This is a genomic window from Pseudomonas sp. D2002 (genome assembly GCF_013385735.1).
Lineage (GTDB): Bacteria > Pseudomonadota > Gammaproteobacteria > Pseudomonadales > Pseudomonadaceae > Aquipseudomonas.
Map to the genome: position 1 here is coordinate 53185 of NZ_JACAPL010000015.1, position 16443 is coordinate 69627.

The window sequence follows — 16443 nt, forward strand, 5'->3', positions numbered from 1 at the left end:
GCCCGCTCCCACATTTTTGTTCGGGGTACACCCTCACAGTTTTTTCTATCACTGCCGCCCGCGCTCGACTATTCTCGCAACTGTCCCCGTACACTTCTAAACTGTGCCGGTATGTTTCACACAAAAATAAAATACCCGTGAAATCGAGTGCTGCGTCATGACCAATCTGTTGCTCTACCAACGTATCGCCCAGCAACTGGCTGAGGACATCCGCCGTGGTGTCTATCAACCCGGCGAGCGTGTGCCTTCGGTGCGCAAGATGAGCTCCCAGCTCAACGTCAGCCACGCGACCGTGTTGCAGGCCTACGCCAACCTGGAAGACCAGGGGCTGATCCGGGCGCGGCCGCAGTCGGGTTACTACGTGCACCAGACCCCGGCGCTGACGGCACCGACGCCGGACATCGCGCGGGTCGAGCGCCCGGGGTTGGTCACCCGCAGCAGCATCATCCAGCAGGTATTGGTCGAGTCACGCCGCGAAGGCGTATTCCCGTTGGGCGCCGCCGTGCCGAGTGTGGATTACCTGCCGGTACGTGCGCTGCACCAGCAACTGGCCAAGGTCACGCGCTTCCAGAGCCCACGGGCATTCAGTTACATGTTCAGCCCCGGTTTTGAGCCGCTGCGCCGCCAGGTGGCGATTCGCATGCGCGATGCCGGCGTGGTGGTAGACCCCTCCGAAGTGGTGATCACCCACGGCTGTGTCGATGCGTTGCAGATGTCGCTGCGCGTGCTGACCCGCCCAGGCGATTTGATCGCCGCCGAATCACCGACCTATTACGGCTTGCTGCAACTGGCTGACCTGTTGGGCCTCAAAGTCATCGAGATCCCCAGCGACCCGTCCACCGGCATGAGCCTTGAGGCCCTGCAGCTGGCGGCCAACCAATGGTCGATCAAGGCCTTGGTGCTGACCACGCGTTTGAGCAATCCGTTGGGCGCAACCATGCCCGAGGAACGCCAGAAACAGTTGCTGCGCCTGGCCTCGGATTTCGATATCCAGATTGTCGAGGACGATATCTACGGCGAGCTGATGTTCGAACTGGGCCGCACCAAGGCCCTGAAAGCCTACGACCGCCTCGACCGGGTGATCTACTGCTCGAGCTTTTCCAAGACCCTGTCTCCCGGTGTGCGCATCGGCTGGATGATCGCCGGCAAATACCAGCAGGAAATCCAGCGGCTGCAGATGTTCAGCACCCACTCGGCCTGCAGCGTGACCCAGATGGGGGTTGCGGCCTACCTGGAGAACGGCGGTTACGACCGCCATTTGCGTTACATCCGCCAGGAATACCGCAAGAATCTCAGCGCCTTCCAATTGGCGGTGCAGCAATACTTCCCGGAAGGCACACAGATGACTCGCCCGACCGGCGGCTTCATCTTGTGGGTCAGTTTGCCCGGACGGGTCAATACCCAGGAACTGCACGTACGCGCATTGCAGCAGGGCATCAGCATCGCACCGGGGGTAATTTTCAGTAATACGGAACAGTTCAACCACTGTATTCGCCTCAATTGCGGTACGCCGTGGAACCGCGAGGCAGAGCGGGCGCTGATGACGTTGGGGATGCTGGCCAGCCAGCTGTGTCAGGAAACCGCAGCCGGACTTTTATAGCGTCGGTTGAGGCGTCTAAAGGGGACAGTAACGGTAGCTGGCTAATCACCAGACTTGTCAGGCCGCGCACAACAAGCGAGCATATGGCCCTCTGCCGTTAATGCTGTTGGCGATATGACCTCTATTTTTCGCGCTGCTGTGGTGATTGGCCTGTTAAGCCTGTGCAATGTCGGCACGGTGCTGGCGGCAGCCCCTGTGGCTGAAAACAAGCCCGCCGCCAATGCCTCGCAGAAAACTCCCGCGAAAAAGGCGGCCCCGGCTAAAAAAGCCCCGGCGACCAAGAAGAAAGCCGCCACCGTTAAAAAGCGCGCACCGATTGCGAGCAAATCCAAGTCCGCCCATGAAGTGGCCCAGACCAAACTGCCATCGGCACAGTTGGACTTGTCCCTGCCGTCGGAAATGGTCAGGCACTTGCAACCCATCGGTACCATGCCCAAACCCAAGAGCGTGCCCTTGCTGCCGCCGATGTTTGGTGAAAAGCCCGCCGACAACAGTGCGTTCCAGATCAACGGTCGCCTGCTCAGCAATGAGATGAAGCTGCAACTGCGCAACGAGGAGCGCCGCGACGTGGAAGGCGCCGCGCTGGACTTCGAATTCAAGCAATAAATTTTTCCCGCAAAGGTGACGTTGCCCACTGACCATCTGTCGCAGACTGGTCAGTCACTTTTGTTTTCTGCGAAAAACCCCTGTTAGACCATTTTAAAACGGCTGTTTAAGGGCGTACTCTAGCCCGGCCATCCATATTGAGTCGTCGAGGACCTGCTGGTCATGAAATGCCGTGAAGGCTGTGGCGCATGCTGCATCGCCCCCTCCATCAGTTCGCCATTACCGGGCATGCCTAACGGCAAACCGGCGGGCGAACGCTGCCTGCACCTGTCGGTCGAACAGCTATGCCAGCTGTTTGGCCAACCGGAACGCCCAGCGGTGTGCAGTGATTTCAAGGCGGATCCGGATGTCTGTGGCACTGACCAGGCCGATGCGATCCGGTTGATCGGTTGGTGGGAGCAGATGACGGCGGCTTGATGGGCTTTACTATCAGAACTTCAACAATAAGGAATACAACGATGGGTTCGCTGAAACGAATGGCTGTGTTGTGCGGTTTTACAGTGTTGTTTGCTGCCACTGCCCAGGCTGAGGATTGGCAAGTCGCCAAGGACGAAGACGGTATCAAGGTGTCCCTGAGCGAAATTGCCGGCTCCAAGTACAAGGCCTATCGCGGTGTGACCGTGATCAAGGCGCCGGTCGCCAAGATCCAGGCCCTGCAGGAAGACGTGGCCGGTGCCTGCTCCTGGATCCATGAATGCAAATCGCAAAAACTGCTCAAGACCGAAGGTGACAAGAGCTGGACCTACACCCAGTTCAAGGCACCGTTCCCTGTGACCGACCGCGACTCGATCCTTGAGATCACCACGTCCAAGGCGGCTGACGGCACCGTGACCCGTAAACTGCTGGAAGTGCCGACCTACCAGCCGGAAGTCAAAGGCTACGTGCGCGTGGCCCAGGTAGATGGCTATTGGAAGCTGGTGCCCAAAGGCGACAACCAGACCGAAGTGACCTACCAGGTGCACACCGAGCCAGGTGGCAGCGTGCCGTCGTGGTTGGCCAACAAGTTCGTGGTGGACGCGCCGTTCAACACCTTGAAAGCGTTGAAAGAACACGCTGAAAAATAACCGCAGTTAATCGGGTGCCTCCTGACTTGAGTGGAACGTTTGCCGAGCCCTCAAGGTCCAGATAGTTGTAAGCCCACACACGGGTTTTATCGAGGAGGCACCGATGCAAACGTGGCAAATTACCTTCGTTGATGATCACGGCGTCCAGTCCGTCGAGCAGTTCACCTGCGATCACAAGCCCAGCCTCGAAGATGCGGCACACATGATTCGTAACAAGCTCGTGCCCGTGGCTGCCGAGCTCGACCTCAATGACCTTGAGGGCCGTAAACCCGAGCCTACGGTCAAGATTCTCAAAGACCAGAACAGCATTCAAATCCTCGACATCTCGCCCGCCGCCTGAACATTCCCTGTATGTCATTCAAGCGCCTCTGGTGGAGGTGATAGCTTCGCGCTACTCTGCAAGTGAGATCAGCGAATGAATCGCTAAGGTCTGGTCTTGTCAGCTACATGCTTGTTTTCCCGCGGTGACGTTAATGCCGTAGCACCCGCGCCAGCAGGGCGCGGTCTTCGGGAAGCACGGAAAGTCTATCCATCAGTTTGAGGAGGACGTTTCATGAGCACAGCCTATCAAGAAGACATCAGCACCAACGTACTGCGCCGCATGAAAGAAGGCGGTTTTGACTTCTCACGTTTCCACCCCATTGAGTTCTACGCCATTTTCCCGGATGAGGAACGGGCGCGCAGAGCTGCGGGTCGATTTCGTGGGGAATCCCTGAATGCCCAGGTCAGCGCGCGCGATGATGGCGCCTGGTACCTGGAACTGAGCAAAATCATGTTCGCAACCTACGACGGCATAGGAGACTTCGAGCAAGACTTTGAAGCGGTGGTCGAGCCTTTGGGCGGGATCATCGAGGGATGGGGCGTCAAGCAGGAGGTGCGTGGGTTACCCATGTAGCGGCACTTTATGAGCAACACAGCGTATCGGCTGACCCTTTGGGTCGGCCGATTTTGTTTGTGCGCCAGAAATATTCGCAGAACTTGCGTTGCAGGTTCCTGCACCAAAAAAAAGCCACCCAAAGAGGGTGGCCTAAAGGGAAGAGCGGTTCGCTGAAGCTGTAGGACGCATCCTGTTCAGCAGATGGGAGTGATTATCCGCAGGGGCAGGCGGGCAGTGAAATCAACTCTGGCTATGCTGTTGATAGTCAAAGCCCGCATTGTGATGAAGCGCGGGACCTGACGCCGGGCATTCTGCGCACCAGGACGGTGCGGCTAGATTCCGGGGTTTATTCAACTCACTGATTTTTAAGTGTTTATGCCGCTGGCACGGGCCTTGCGATGGTTCTAGCGCCCGGGTGACAAGGAGTACGGCATGATCCGCACTTATTACGATGAAATGTACGACGGGGCAGGGCTGGTCCGCCCCCATTACCGCGAGTTCGCCCGCTGGTTGGCCGACACGCCGGCCGAGCTGCTGGCCCAGCGCCGGCGTGAGGCTGATTTGCTGTTCCACCGCGCCGGGATCACCTTCACCCTTTATGGGGACGAGCAGGGCACCGAGCGCCTGATCCCCTTTGACACCATCCCGCGCAGCATTCCGGCGAGTGAATGGCGGATCGTCGAGCGCGGCTGCATCCAACGGGTCAAGGCGCTGAACATGTTTCTCGCCGACCTCTATCACGAGCAGCGCATCATCAAGGCCGGGATCATCCCCGCCGAACAAGTGCTGGCCAACGAGCAGTACCAACTGGCCATGCAGGGCCTGAACCTGCACCGCGATCTGTATTCCCACATCTCCGGGGTCGACCTCGTACGCGATGGCGACGGCACTTACTACGTACTGGAAGACAACCTGCGCACGCCGAGCGGCGTCAGCTACATGCTCGAAGACCGCAAGATGATGATGCGCCTGTTCCCCGAGCTGTTCGCCGCCCAGCGCATAGCACCCATCGACCATTACCCCAACCTGCTGCTCGACACCTTGAAAAGCTCAAGCCCGCTGGATAACCCCAGCGTGGTGGTGCTCACACCTGGGCGCTTCAACAGCGCGTTCTTCGAGCATGCGTTTCTCGCTCGAGAAATGGGTGTGGAACTGGTGGAAGGCGCCGACCTGTTCGTGCGCGACGACCGCGTATTCATGCGCACCACCGACGGCCCCAAGGCTGTCGATGTGATCTACCGCCGCCTCGACGACGCGTTCCTCGACCCGCTGGCCTTCAACCCGGATTCCATGCTCGGCGTGCCCGGCCTGCTCGCGGCGTATCGCTCCGGCAATGTGGTGCTGGCCAACGCGATTGGCACCGGGGTGGCGGATGACAAGTCGGTGTACCCATTCGTCACCGAGATGATCCGTTTTTACCTGGATGAAGAACCGATCCTGAAGAACGTGCCTACGTTCCAATGCCGCAAGCCTGACGAGCTGTCCCATGTATTGGCCAACCTGCCCGAGCTGGTGGTCAAGGAAACCCAGGGCTCCGGCGGCTACGGCATGCTGGTGGGCCCGGCGTCCACCAAAGCCGAAATCGAAGCCTTTCGCGCCCGCATCATGGCCAAGCCCCACGCCTATATCGCGCAACCGACGCTGTGTTTATCCACCTGCCCGACCTTCGTCGAAAACGGTATTGCGCCGCGCCATATCGACCTGCGGCCGTTTGTGTTGTCCGGCAAGGAAACCCGTGTGGTCCCCGGCGGCTTGACCCGCGTGGCCCTGCGTGAAGGCTCGCTGGTGGTCAACTCGTCCCAGGGCGGCGGCACCAAAGACACATGGGTGGTGGAGGACTGATGCCATGTTGAGTAGAACTGCCTCGGATTTGTACTGGATGTCGCGCTACCTGGAACGCGCGGAAAACCTCGCGCGCATGCTGGATGTCAGCTATTCGTTGTCGCTGATGCCCCAGGACGGACGCGGCGATGGCCTGCATGAGTTGGCGATGCCGCTGCTGATCACCGGCACCCTCGATGATTACCACGAGCGCCACGGCGAACTGCACGCCGAGCGCCTGCTGCACTTCTTCGCGCTGGACGCGGCCAACCCGGCCAGCATCTACAGTTGCCTCGGCTCCGCGCGGGCCAGCGCCCATGCGGTGCGTGGGCGAATCACCGCCGACATGTGGGAAAACATCAACGCCACCTGGCTGGATATTCGCGATATCGCCCAGCAGGGGCTCAGCCGCTACGGCATGAGCCGGTTCTGTGAATGGGTCAAGGAGCGTTCGCACCTGTTTCGCGGCGCCACCTACGGCACCATTATGCGTAACGATGCGTTCCGTTTTATTCGCCTGGGCACGTTTATCGAGCGTGCCGACAACACCCTGCGCCTGCTCGATGCGCGCTACGAAATGGCCGGCGACCAGGCCGCCGCCGTCAGTGACGGCACGGCCCACGCCTATTATCAATGGAGCGCCTTGTTGCGCGCATTGTCGTCGTTCGAGGCCTACACCGAGATCTACCGCGACGCCCCCGGCGCCCGGCAAGTCGCGGAGTTGCTGCTGTTGCGTGCCGACGTGCCGCGTTCGCTGCGCGCCTGCAGCGAAGAGATCGACCAGATCCTCGCCAGCCTGCCAGGCCTCAACGGTCGCCCGGCCCAGCGCCTGGCCGCCGAGATGGACGCGCGCCTGCGCTTTACCGCGATTGACGAAATCCTCGAGGAAGGCCTGCACGCCTGGCTGACCGACTTTATCCCCTTGGTTCGCCAGTTGGGCGACGCCATCTACAGTTCCTACCTGGAGGCCGCATGAGACTCTCCATCAGCCACGAAACCACCTACCACTACGAAGACCAGGTACGCGCCAGCATCCAATACCTGCGGCTCACACCCCACGACAGCGAGCGCCAGCACGTGCTCAGTTGGCAGCTGGATTTGCCGCGCCCGGTGCGCGCCCAGGTCGACCCGTTTGGCAATATCCTGCATGTGCTGACACTCGACGAGCCCCACGACGCCATCATCATCGGCGCGCGTGGCCAAGTGGATATCGACGAATTGCGTGAAGCTGAACACGAGAGCCAGTCGGCGTTTCCGTTCCTGCGCAGCACGCGCCTGACCGAACCTGACGAGGCCCTGCGTGGCTTCGCCGAGCAGCACTGCCATCTACGCCGTGACCGCACGGCATTGATCGACCTGATGCACGCGCTCAACCAGTCGATGGTCTACACGCCCGGTGCCACCGAAGTCGACACCTGCGCCGCCAAGGCCTTCGCCGGGCGTGCGGGGGTGTGCCAGGACCATACGCATGCGTTCCTGGCGTGCGCGCGCAGCCTGGGGATTCCGGCGCGGTATGTGTCGGGGTATTTGTACTCGGAGGACAGCACGCACCTGGCCAGCCACGCCTGGGCCGAAGCCTGGCTGGATGACGCCTGGTACAGCTTCGATGTGACCAACCAATTGGCCCGGCCGGAGCGGCATTTAAAGTTGGCCGTAGGCCTGGATTACCTCGACGCCTGCCCGGTACGCGGCATGCGCCGAGGCGGCGGGCATGAGCAGATGCACGCCAAGGTGTTTGTGGCGCCGACACCGGTGATTTTGGTGCAGCAGCAATAATCTTCAGAACGAAGCAGATCAAATGTGGGAGCTGGCTTGCCTGCGAAAGCGGCGGGTCAGCTGTAAGTGGGTTAACTGACCGACCGCCATCGCAGGCAAGCCAGCTCCCACAGTGAACGGTGGTGTTTTCAGCGTCTTTGCCAGGCTCAAGGCTGCTGCTTACGCCCCGCCATATGCTTCAAATACCCCACCAGCAGATCCAGCTCGCTGTCCGGCAACACACTGGCAGCGAACGCCGGCATCTTCGCCTGTGGCCAATGCCGCAGGCTTTGCGGATCGCGGATATAACGCTTGAGGAAATCCCCGCTGAAATACTCGGTGGGGTTGTAGGGAATATTCAGGTCCGGCCCCACCTGCGCATCGCCAGCGCCATTCAAGCGGTGACAGGCCAGGCAGTTCTTCTGAAACAGCGCGAAGCCCTGGTTGACCGGGTCATTCGCGGCTAATTTCGGGTCCGGCAACAACGCAGGAAAGCGTTCGGCTACCGTCTTCAATTGCTTGATCCCGGACATCTGGAACGGCCACTGCTCCGGGCTGATGTTCCCTGCCTGTGGGTCGGTCCATACCAGATAGAACGGCCCGGCACTCGGCTTGCCCTCTGCCAGCGCGGGCCACGGATGGGCTGGGTCTTCCACCGCCAGCCAGGCGCGTGCGCCGTGTTTTTCCAGCAGTGGCGCCGCCGCCAGCTCGGCGGCGAACCCATCAAGGGCAACCGCTTGCAGGTGATTTTCAGGCTTCAAGCCTGGTAGGAGAGAGGCCAGCGGAACCGCGCGATACGTCATATTGCGCTTGTAGGACACGTCATCGACGATCTGTACCGTCTGCACAGCCGGGTGCTTGAGCAGGTCGGCGGTTTGCCAGGTCTTGCTGCTGTTATCCAACTCGATGGTCAACTGCGCAGCCGTTGCCGGCAAGGTCAACAGCAAGGCGAGGAAGGCAAGGATCGATTTCAAGAGAGAGCCCGGTTCGAAGTGGCGATGGCGCTCACGATACCGGAAATTCGCACGCAAAAAGACAGCCCCTGCAACAGGACCGCTATACGCAATGTCCCGGCAGGTGCTGCCAAAAGCTGCAGTCCTGGTGCAATGAGTGCACAGAATGTGAGGGTCGCGTCGTCACCCAATAACCTTGGTCAAGTTGGGCAAGATCAGAATCAGTGTGGTGGCGAACAGAATAAGTCCCGCCTGACGTACTTTGGTATGTTTGAACATGGCTGACTGCCTTTTGTTGTTATTCCTGAGCGTCAAATGCGTGCCGTTTTTTTCAGTATCGCAACGTGACGTGTCGCTTTTCTTACAGTTGCCCCAGCAAAACCCGGCAGCAACTTCTTACTGATTGAACCTTAGAGCCCTCGTTCTTCGTGGCTTAGATCCATTTCATATCAGCTAATCATTATTTCTACTTAAAAAGGCATGAGGCCTATCGCCATCTTGGCGCCAATGCCTTGGCTAGACAGCTAAAACGATTAACCTGGCGTTTCCCATAGCACCCTACCGTTCGTCCGAGCGTGGGGGTCAAAAGCAATGAGCGCATCCGTCATTGAAACCGTGTCAATCGGGCCTAAGGTAGGGGACACACGCACAGCGTTCGAGGAAGTCATGACCCAAGCTTTGATCTTTGATGCGATACGCACGCCCCGGGGAAAGGGCAAGGCCGACGGCGCCCTGCACAGCGTCAAACCGGTAAATCTGGTGGCAGGCCTGCTCACTGCGCTGGCACAACGCAGCGACCTCGATACACGCCAGGTGGATGACATCGTCCTCGGCTGTGTCACCCCGGTGGGCGACCAGGGCGCCGACATCGCCAAGACCGCCGCGCTGGTGGCGGACTGGGACGTCAGCGTCGCCGGCGTACAAATCAACCGCTTCTGCGCCTCAGGCCTGGAAGCGGTGAACCTCGGCGCAATGAAAGTGCGCTCCGGCTTCGAAGACCTGGTGGTGGTCGGCGGTGTTGAATCCATGTCGCGGGTGCCCATGGGCAGCGATGGCGGCGCCTGGGTGCTCGACCCGCAGACCAACATGCACAGCCACTTCACACCCCAGGGCATCGGCGCGGACTTGATCGCGACCCTGGAAGGCTTCACCCGCCAGGACGTCGACGCCTTCGCCCTACACTCACAACAGAAAGCGGCCAGGGCACGCGCAGACGGTTCCTTCAACAAGTCGCTGATCGCGGTGCAGGACCAGAACGGCATCGTGCTGCTGGACCACGACGAATTCATCCGTGGCGACTCCTCCCTCGAAGGCCTGGGCAAGCTCAAACCGAGTTTCGAAATGATGGGTCAGATGGGCTTTGACGCCACGGCGTTGCGGGTCTACAGCCATGTGGAACGCATCAACCACGTGCACACACCGGGCAACAGCTCCGGCATCGTTGACGGTGCGGCGCTGATGTTGATCGGCTCTGAAGCCAAAGGCCGCGAGTTAGGCCTGCAACCGCGCGCGCGCATCGTCGCCACGGCAGTCACCAGCACCGATCCGACCATCATGCTCACCGGCCCGGCACCGGCTACGCGCAAAGCCCTGGCCAAGGCCGGTTTACGCGTGGAAGACATCGACCTGTTTGAAGTCAACGAAGCGTTTGCGTCTGTCGTCCTCAAGTTCATCAAGGACATGGGCATCGATGCTGCGCGGGTCAACGTCAACGGCGGTTCCATCGCCATGGGCCACCCGCTGGGCGCCACGGGCTGCGCGATCCTCGGCACTCTGCTCGACGAACTGGAAGTGCGCCAGCAACGCTACGGCCTGGCCACCTTGTGTGTCGGCGGTGGCATGGGCATCGCCACCATCATCGAACGCCTCTGAGCCCAAGGAACCTGACATGACCGAAGCCATTCGTTACGAAAAAGGCCAGGACCAGATCGTGGTGCTGACCCTCGACATGCCCGGCCAGAGCGCCAACACCATGAACGGCGTGTACCGCGAGGCCATGGCGGCCACCGTCGCACGCCTGGAAGCGGAAAAGGACCACATCGCTGGTGTGGTAATCACCTCGGCGAAGAAGACTTTTTTCGCTGGCGGCGACCTCAACGAACTGATCAAAGTCGATAAGGCCCACGCCAAGGATTTCTACGACGGCGTGCGGGTATTGAAGGCCCAACTGCGCCGCCTGGAAACCCTCGGCAAGCCGGTGGTGGCCGCCATCAATGGCGCAGCACTCGGCGGCGGCTGGGAGATTTGCCTGGCGTGCCATTACCGCGTCGCGCTGGACGACAAGGCGGTGCAACTCGGCTTGCCGGAAGTCACCTTGGGCTTGTTGCCGGGCGGCGGCGGGGTCGTGCGCATGGTGCGCATGCTGGGGCTGGAGAAGGCTTTGCCGTATTTGCTGGAGGGCAAAAAAGTGCGGCCGCAACAGGCGCTGCAAGCGGGGTTGATCAATGAGTTGGCGACTAGCCGCGATGAGCTGCTGGCCAAGTCTCGCGCCTGGATTCTCGCCAATCCTGAAGCCAGGCAGCCTTGGGACACCAAGGGTTATCAGATTCCTGGCGGCACGCCTTCCCACCCGAAAGTGGCGCAAATGCTGGCGATTGCGCCGTCGATGTTGCGTAGCAAAACCCAAGGCTGCTTCCCGGCCCCGGAGAAAATCCTCTGCGCCGCCGTGGAAGGCGCCCAAGTGGATTTCGACACTGCGCACCTGATCGAAACCCGTTACTTCACCGAGCTTGTCACCGGGCAGGTGGCGAAAAACATGATCGGCACGTTCTGGTTTCAGCTCAATGAAATCAACGCCGGCAGCTCGCGGCCACAAGGCTTTACGCCGTACATCACGCGCAAAGTCGGCGTGCTCGGCGCGGGCATGATGGGCGCGGGTATTGCCTACGTCAGCGCGTGTGCGGGCATCGACGTGGTACTCAAAGACGTCAACTTGGCCGCTGCTGAAAAGGGCAAGGCCCATAGCGCTGCGCTGCTGGACAAGAAGGTCAGCCGTGGGCAATTGACCGCCGAACAGCGGGAAACCACCTTGGCGCGGATTAATCCTACGGCCGCTGATGCCGACCTGGCTGGCTGCGACCTGATCATCGAGGCGGTTTTTGAAGATCGTGACCTCAAGGCCAAAGTCTCGGCCGCTGCGCAAAATGTGGTCGGTGCAGGCGCCGTCATTGCCTCCAACACCTCGACCTTGCCCATCAGTGGCCTGGCCAACGCCGTGCCCGATCAAGGCAAATTCATCGGCCTGCATTTCTTCAGCCCGGTCGACAAGATGCCCCTGGTGGAAATCATCAAGGGTACTCACACCAGCGACGAAACCCTGGCCCGAGGTTTTGATTTCGTACTGCAAATCAAGAAAACCCCGATCGTGGTCAACGACAATCGCGGCTTTTTTACCTCGCGGGTGTTCGGCACCTTTACCAACGAAGGCATTGCCATGCTCGGCGAAGGCGTGGCTGCGCCGATGATCGAAACCGAAGCACGCAAAGCCGGCATGCCGGTGGGGCCATTGGCGGTGTCGGATGAAGTGTCGCTCAGCTTGATGAGCCATATCCGACAGCAAACGGCGAAAGACCTGCAGGCGGAAGGCAAGGCGCTGCCGACGCATCCGGCGACGCAGGTGATCGACCTGTTGGTGAACGAGTACAAACGCACGGGCAAGGCGGCCGGCGGTGGTTTTTACGACTATCCGGCAGGTGGGCAGAAACACCTGTGGCCCGAGCTGAAAGCGCGGTTTGAACAGCCCGATAAACAGATTGCGCCACAGGATGTGCGCGACCGTTTGCTGTTTATCCAGGCCATCGAAACCGTGCGGTGTGTGGAGGAGGGCGTGTTGATGTCCACGGCTGACGCCAACGTCGGTTCGATCTTCGGCATCGGCTTTGCCGCCTGGAGTGGCGGCGCGCTGCAGTTTATCAACCAGTACGGCCTGAACGACTTCATCGCCCGGGCGCGTTACCTGGCGGAGCAGTATGGGGAACGGTTCTCGCCGCCGACGTTGTTGCTTGAGAAAGCGGCACGAGGAGAAATATTCGCCTGACCGAAACACCCTACACTGAATCACAGAAAACCCATGTGGGAGCGGGCTTGCCCGCGATAGCGGTGTATCAGCCAAAGCACAGCTCGGCTGATATGACGCCATCGCAGGCAAGCCAGCTCCCACAGTGAGTCACCTGGCGGGACTTGCTTTGCAGGTACATTTCAAGGCAGGCTCTGGGGTGTGCATTATTCCCATCACCGTGTCAGGTATTTTTTATGTCGCTACGCGTCTGTATCCTGGAAACCGATATCCTGCGTCCAGGTTTGATCGATCAGTACCAAGGGTACGGGCAGATGTTCAAGCGCCTGTTTTCCAAGCAACCGATTGCCGCCGAATTCGTGGTCTACAACGTGGTGCAGGGCGAATACCCGTCGGATGATGAAGTGTTTGACGCCTACCTCGTCACCGGCAGCAAGGCCGATTCCTTTGGCACCGACCCGTGGATCCAGACCCTCAAAACCTACTTGCTCCAGCGCTATGAGCGCGGCGACAAGTTGCTCGGCATCTGCTTCGGCCACCAACTGTTGGCACTGCTGCTGGGCGGCAAGACCGAACGCGCCGGCCAGGGTTGGGGCATGGGCATCCACGACTACAAACTCGACGCAAAAGCGCCGTGGATGAGCCCGGAAGTGGAAGAGTTGACGCTACTGATCAGCCACCAGGACCAAGTGACCACCTTGCCGGAAAACGCCACCGTCATCGCCTCCAGCGCTTTTTGCCCGTTCGCCGCTTACCACATCGGCGACCAGGTGCTGTGTTTCCAGGGTCACCCGGAATTCATCCACGACTATTCCCGCGAGCTGCTGGAGATTCTTCAGACAACTCTGGGCGAAAAGGTCTACACCAACGGCGTCGCAAGCCTTGAGCGCGACCACCACGGCGTCACCGTGGCGGAATGGATGATGCGCTTTGTCGCGCACAAGCCAGATGCAGCGGCTTAAAGCCAACCTGAACGCTTGAAGCTGGCCCACAAACTGGTGCAGCCCACCGCAATAAACCCGAGCACCGCAAAATAGCCGTAGTGCCATTGCAGCTCGGGCATGTTCTGGAAGTTCATCCCATAAATCCCCGCCACCGCCGTGGGGAACGCCAGGATCGCCGCCCACGCGGCGAACTTACGCTGCACCACGCTCTGGCGTGAAGCCTCCAGCAACACACCGATCTCGATGGTCTGGCTGGCAATATCGCGCAGGGTGGTGAGGTCTTCCATCTGCCGCGTCACGTGGATCTGCACATCACGGAAGTAGGGGCGCATGTTCTTGTCGATAAACGGGAAGCTCAGCTTCTGCAATTCCTGGCTGATCTCCACCATCGGCGCCACGTAGCGCTTGAGCCGTAGCACGTCGCGGCGCAGGCCGTGGAGGTTCTGGATATCGCGCTCGCTCAGTGAACTGCACAGCACGTTGCGCTCCAGCTCATCTATCTCGGCGTGGATCGCTTCGCTCACCGGCTGGTAGTTTTCGGTGACGAAATCCAGCAACGCATAGAGTACGAAATCTTCCCCATGCTCCAGCAATAACGGCCGCGCCTCACAGCGTTGGCGTACATAGCCGTAGGACGCCGAATGCCCGTTGCGTGCGGTGATGATGTAGCCGTTGCCGGCGAAGATATGGGTTTCGATAAACTCCAGCTTGCCGTTCTCGCGCACCGGTGAATAGGTGACGATAAACAGCGCATCACCGAAGGTTTCCAGCTTCGGGCGGCTGTGCTTTTCCAGGGCGTCTTCGATGGCCAATTCATGCAGGTTGAACTGGCGTTGCAGGTTTGCCAGCTCGTGGGCGTTGGGCTCTTCCAGGCCGATCCACACAAAGTGGTCGGGTTTGGCGGCCCAGGCTGCGCCTTCGTCGAGGGTGATATCAGTGACTTTCTTACCGGCGCTGTAAACGGCCGCCGCAACAACTCTACCCATGGTGCTGATCGCTTCTTATTAGGAGGACAGGTGTTGGGCAGCTTAGCTGGAAGCGAGTTCGATTGTTACGGCGCTTTGCAGTTCGCGGTCCATCGCTGCAACGCATTCATCCATCTGTTTCTGGCACGCCTGCATTAACTGCGGGATGTCATCCGAAGTCAGCCCCTCAGTAGGAATCGGCGGCAGCGAACGTATGAGCACATCACCACTGTTCCAGCGATTAAGCTGCATGTGCGTGACGTAATTACTCACACACACCTGCACGATCGGAACGCCGGCTGCAATTGCCATATGAAACGCGCCTTTCTTGAACGGCAGCAGCCCTTTGCCCAGGTTGCGCGTGCCCTCCGGGAACACCCAGATTGAGGTGTCTTCGTGTTGCAAGGTATGCGTGGTGGTGAGCATCGCGCGCCGCGCTTTGTGCGCGTTGCCACGGTCGATCAGCACATTGCCCGCCAGCCAGAACAACTGGCCGAACAGCGGCACCCATTTCAGGCTTTTCTTGGCGATACACACCGTGCGATGCGGCACCACAGTGCCCAGCACAAACAGGTCGTAGTTGGACTGGTGGTTCGCGATGATCACGCACGTGCCGGGCTTGTCGCGCAGCGAGTCGACATCCGCCTTCACCTTCAGGCGCAACAGCCACATCGCAGGCACCCCATAGAGGCGAGCACACAGGCGGCTGTTGTCCGGGTTGAACGGCCGACAGATACCCAACAGCACGCCCAGCACACCGGCGACGATAAAGTGCAGGCCCATCAACAACATACGTAACAAAAAAAGCATCGACACGGCCCATCGGGACAAAAGGTGGCGCAGTGTACGGATGTGCACTGTATTCGGCAATTGCCCCTACAGACGTAGGAGATAGGCGATGTTTAAGCACATGTTTCAGCGTGTGCCGATATCGCCCGGCTAGAGCGGTTTAGGTTATTTCGGATTAGTTTGTAAGAAAAAGCCCGACTCAAGGTCGGGCTCTAGAACGGCAGCTTGTAAGGCATCAACCCAGGTTGTGGCCCTGATCCTGAATGATTGCATCATCCAAGGCTTCCAGCAGTGCCTTACGCACCTTCAGCTTGGTGTGCTTGTGGGCGTTCATGTTGATCTTCTTCAATTGACGCGCCGCTTCCAGGGCCGCCGCATGCAGCTCCTCCGGTGCTACCACCTTATCGAGGAAGCCAGCGCCCAAGGCGCCCTGCGGGTCGAACATCTCGGCATTGATCACCGAACGATGAAACGCCGACTTGCGCAGACGATCCCGCGCCAGCTCGATACCGGCGTGGTGCATGGTCATACCGATTGCCACTTCATTCAGGCCAATGCTGAACGGGCCTTCCACGCCAATTCGATAATCCGCCGACAACAGCAGGAACGCGCCCTTGGCTACCGCATGCCCAGGGCACGCCACAATCACCGGGAACGGGTGCGACAACAGGCGACGCGCCAACGTCGAGCCCGACGTTACCAGGCTGATCGCCTCTTTAGGCCCGGCCGTCATCACCTTCAAATCATAACCACCCGACAGAATCCCCGGCGTGCCGGTGATGATCACCACTGCCCGATCCTTCTCGGCCTGATCCAGTGCCGCATTAAATTCACTGACCACCGCCGGAGAAATGGCATTCACCTTGCCGTTGCTCAAGGTCAGGGTCGCGATACCGTCTTCGAGGTGGTAGGCAATCAACTCACTCATGACGCGGTTCCTTGTAGGATTTGTTATAGATAGGCTGTTTATAGAAGCGCATGCGCAGACGTTACCCACCACGCCCGCCCCGGTAAAGCGCCGTGACTGACTACCCAGTCAGACTTTTCCCGCATC

The 16443-nt window shown here is 59.7% G+C and carries 16 protein-coding genes; 12 read left to right on the forward strand and 4 right to left on the reverse strand.

The window, feature by feature from the left end; genetic code table 11:
* The first annotated feature begins 157 nt into the window (after positions 1-157).
* The 9 genes from HX783_RS25400 to HX783_RS25440 all read left to right on the forward strand — a co-directional run bounded on the left by HX783_RS25400 (position 158) and on the right by HX783_RS25440 (position 7744).
* A complete protein-coding gene (locus HX783_RS25400) occupies positions 158-1600 on the forward strand; it encodes a PLP-dependent aminotransferase family protein (RefSeq protein WP_159959031.1) in 1443 nt (480 codons plus the stop codon).
* A 114-nt stretch (positions 1601-1714) separates the two neighbouring features.
* Positions 1715-2206, forward strand: coding sequence for a translation initiation factor 2 (locus HX783_RS25405; RefSeq protein ID WP_177018690.1), 492 nt, complete (start codon positions 1715-1717; stop codon positions 2204-2206).
* A 162-nt stretch (positions 2207-2368) separates the two neighbouring features.
* Positions 2369-2623, forward strand: a complete 255-nt coding sequence (locus tag HX783_RS25410) for a YkgJ family cysteine cluster protein (RefSeq protein ID WP_159959027.1) — start codon at positions 2369-2371, stop codon at positions 2621-2623.
* A gap of 41 nt (positions 2624-2664) precedes the next feature.
* Entirely contained in the window at positions 2665-3270 is a 606-nt protein-coding gene (locus HX783_RS25415) for an START domain-containing protein (protein ID WP_159959025.1), read from the forward strand.
* Between the two features lie 103 nt (positions 3271-3373).
* Positions 3374-3610: a hypothetical protein gene (locus HX783_RS25420; RefSeq protein WP_159959023.1), complete on the forward strand. Its 237-nt coding sequence runs from the start codon at positions 3374-3376 to the stop codon at positions 3608-3610.
* 213 nt (positions 3611-3823) lie between these two features.
* A complete protein-coding gene (locus HX783_RS25425; protein ID WP_003193463.1) occupies positions 3824-4165 on the forward strand; it encodes a ribonuclease E inhibitor RraB in 342 nt (113 codons plus the stop codon).
* Between the two features lie 414 nt (positions 4166-4579).
* Entirely contained in the window at positions 4580-5989 is a 1410-nt protein-coding gene (locus HX783_RS25430; RefSeq protein ID WP_177018691.1) for a circularly permuted type 2 ATP-grasp protein, read from the forward strand.
* A 4-nt stretch (positions 5990-5993) separates the two neighbouring features.
* Positions 5994-6944 (forward strand): alpha-E domain-containing protein, encoded by a 951-nt coding sequence (locus HX783_RS25435; RefSeq protein ID WP_177018692.1) that lies wholly within the window; start codon positions 5994-5996, stop codon positions 6942-6944.
* Entirely contained in the window at positions 6941-7744 is an 804-nt protein-coding gene (locus tag HX783_RS25440) for a transglutaminase family protein (protein ID WP_177018693.1), read from the forward strand. The genes HX783_RS25435 and HX783_RS25440 overlap by 4 nt, the downstream gene beginning before the upstream one ends.
* 146 nt (positions 7745-7890) lie before the next feature.
* Here HX783_RS25440 and HX783_RS25445 read toward each other — a convergent pair whose 3' ends face one another.
* Complete coding sequence (locus tag HX783_RS25445; protein ID WP_177018694.1) at positions 7891-8697, reverse strand: cytochrome c; 807 nt, start codon at positions 8695-8697, stop codon at positions 7891-7893.
* A 645-nt stretch (positions 8698-9342) separates the two neighbouring features.
* Here HX783_RS25445 and HX783_RS25450 point away from each other — a divergent pair.
* The 3 genes from HX783_RS25450 to HX783_RS25460 all read left to right on the forward strand — a co-directional run bounded on the left by HX783_RS25450 (position 9343) and on the right by HX783_RS25460 (position 13653).
* Positions 9343-10548: an acetyl-CoA C-acetyltransferase gene (locus HX783_RS25450; protein WP_177018695.1), complete on the forward strand. Its 1206-nt coding sequence runs from the start codon at positions 9343-9345 to the stop codon at positions 10546-10548.
* Positions 10549-10564: 16 nt separating this feature from the next.
* Entirely contained in the window at positions 10565-12712 is a 2148-nt protein-coding gene (locus HX783_RS25455; protein WP_177018696.1) for a 3-hydroxyacyl-CoA dehydrogenase NAD-binding domain-containing protein, read from the forward strand.
* Between the two features lie 215 nt (positions 12713-12927).
* Entirely contained in the window at positions 12928-13653 is a 726-nt protein-coding gene (locus HX783_RS25460; protein WP_177018697.1) for an amidotransferase, read from the forward strand.
* Here the strand turns inward: HX783_RS25460 and HX783_RS25465 are convergent.
* The 3 genes from HX783_RS25465 to HX783_RS25475 all read right to left on the reverse strand — a co-directional run bounded on the left by HX783_RS25465 (position 13650) and on the right by HX783_RS25475 (position 16317).
* Complete coding sequence (locus tag HX783_RS25465) at positions 13650-14621, reverse strand: magnesium and cobalt transport protein CorA (RefSeq protein ID WP_159959009.1); 972 nt, start codon at positions 14619-14621, stop codon at positions 13650-13652. The genes HX783_RS25460 and HX783_RS25465 overlap by 4 nt on opposite strands.
* A gap of 42 nt (positions 14622-14663) precedes the next feature.
* Positions 14664-15410, reverse strand: coding sequence for a 1-acyl-sn-glycerol-3-phosphate acyltransferase (locus tag HX783_RS25470; RefSeq protein WP_177018698.1), 747 nt, complete (start codon positions 15408-15410; stop codon positions 14664-14666).
* 214 nt (positions 15411-15624) lie between these two features.
* Positions 15625-16317: a crotonase/enoyl-CoA hydratase family protein gene (locus HX783_RS25475; protein WP_159959005.1), complete on the reverse strand. Its 693-nt coding sequence runs from the start codon at positions 16315-16317 to the stop codon at positions 15625-15627.
* Positions 16318-16443: the final 126 nt, after the last annotated feature.

Coding starts and splice junctions, on each gene's coding strand:
- HX783_RS25430 (WP_177018691.1), top strand. CDS start 4,580: ATGATCCGCACTTATTACGATGAAATGTACGACGGGGCAGGGCTGGTC.
- HX783_RS25410 (WP_159959027.1), top strand. CDS start 2,369: ATGAAATGCCGTGAAGGCTGTGGCGCATGCTGCATCGCCCCCTCCATC.
- HX783_RS25475 (WP_159959005.1), bottom strand. CDS start 16,317: ATGAGTGAGTTGATTGCCTACCACCTCGAAGACGGTATCGCGACCCTG.
- HX783_RS25425 (WP_003193463.1), top strand. CDS start 3,824: ATGAGCACAGCCTATCAAGAAGACATCAGCACCAACGTACTGCGCCGC.
- HX783_RS25470 (WP_177018698.1), bottom strand. CDS start 15,410: ATGCTTTTTTTGTTACGTATGTTGTTGATGGGCCTGCACTTTATCGTC.
- HX783_RS25400 (WP_159959031.1), top strand. CDS start 158: ATGACCAATCTGTTGCTCTACCAACGTATCGCCCAGCAACTGGCTGAG.
- HX783_RS25420 (WP_159959023.1), top strand. CDS start 3,374: ATGCAAACGTGGCAAATTACCTTCGTTGATGATCACGGCGTCCAGTCC.
- HX783_RS25405 (WP_177018690.1), top strand. CDS start 1,715: ATGACCTCTATTTTTCGCGCTGCTGTGGTGATTGGCCTGTTAAGCCTG.
- HX783_RS25455 (WP_177018696.1), top strand. CDS start 10,565: ATGACCGAAGCCATTCGTTACGAAAAAGGCCAGGACCAGATCGTGGTG.
- HX783_RS25465 (WP_159959009.1), bottom strand. CDS start 14,621: ATGGGTAGAGTTGTTGCGGCGGCCGTTTACAGCGCCGGTAAGAAAGTC.
- HX783_RS25415 (WP_159959025.1), top strand. CDS start 2,665: ATGGGTTCGCTGAAACGAATGGCTGTGTTGTGCGGTTTTACAGTGTTG.
- HX783_RS25440 (WP_177018693.1), top strand. CDS start 6,941: ATGAGACTCTCCATCAGCCACGAAACCACCTACCACTACGAAGACCAG.
- HX783_RS25435 (WP_177018692.1), top strand. CDS start 5,994: ATGTTGAGTAGAACTGCCTCGGATTTGTACTGGATGTCGCGCTACCTG.
- HX783_RS25450 (WP_177018695.1), top strand. CDS start 9,343: ATGACCCAAGCTTTGATCTTTGATGCGATACGCACGCCCCGGGGAAAG.
- HX783_RS25460 (WP_177018697.1), top strand. CDS start 12,928: ATGTCGCTACGCGTCTGTATCCTGGAAACCGATATCCTGCGTCCAGGT.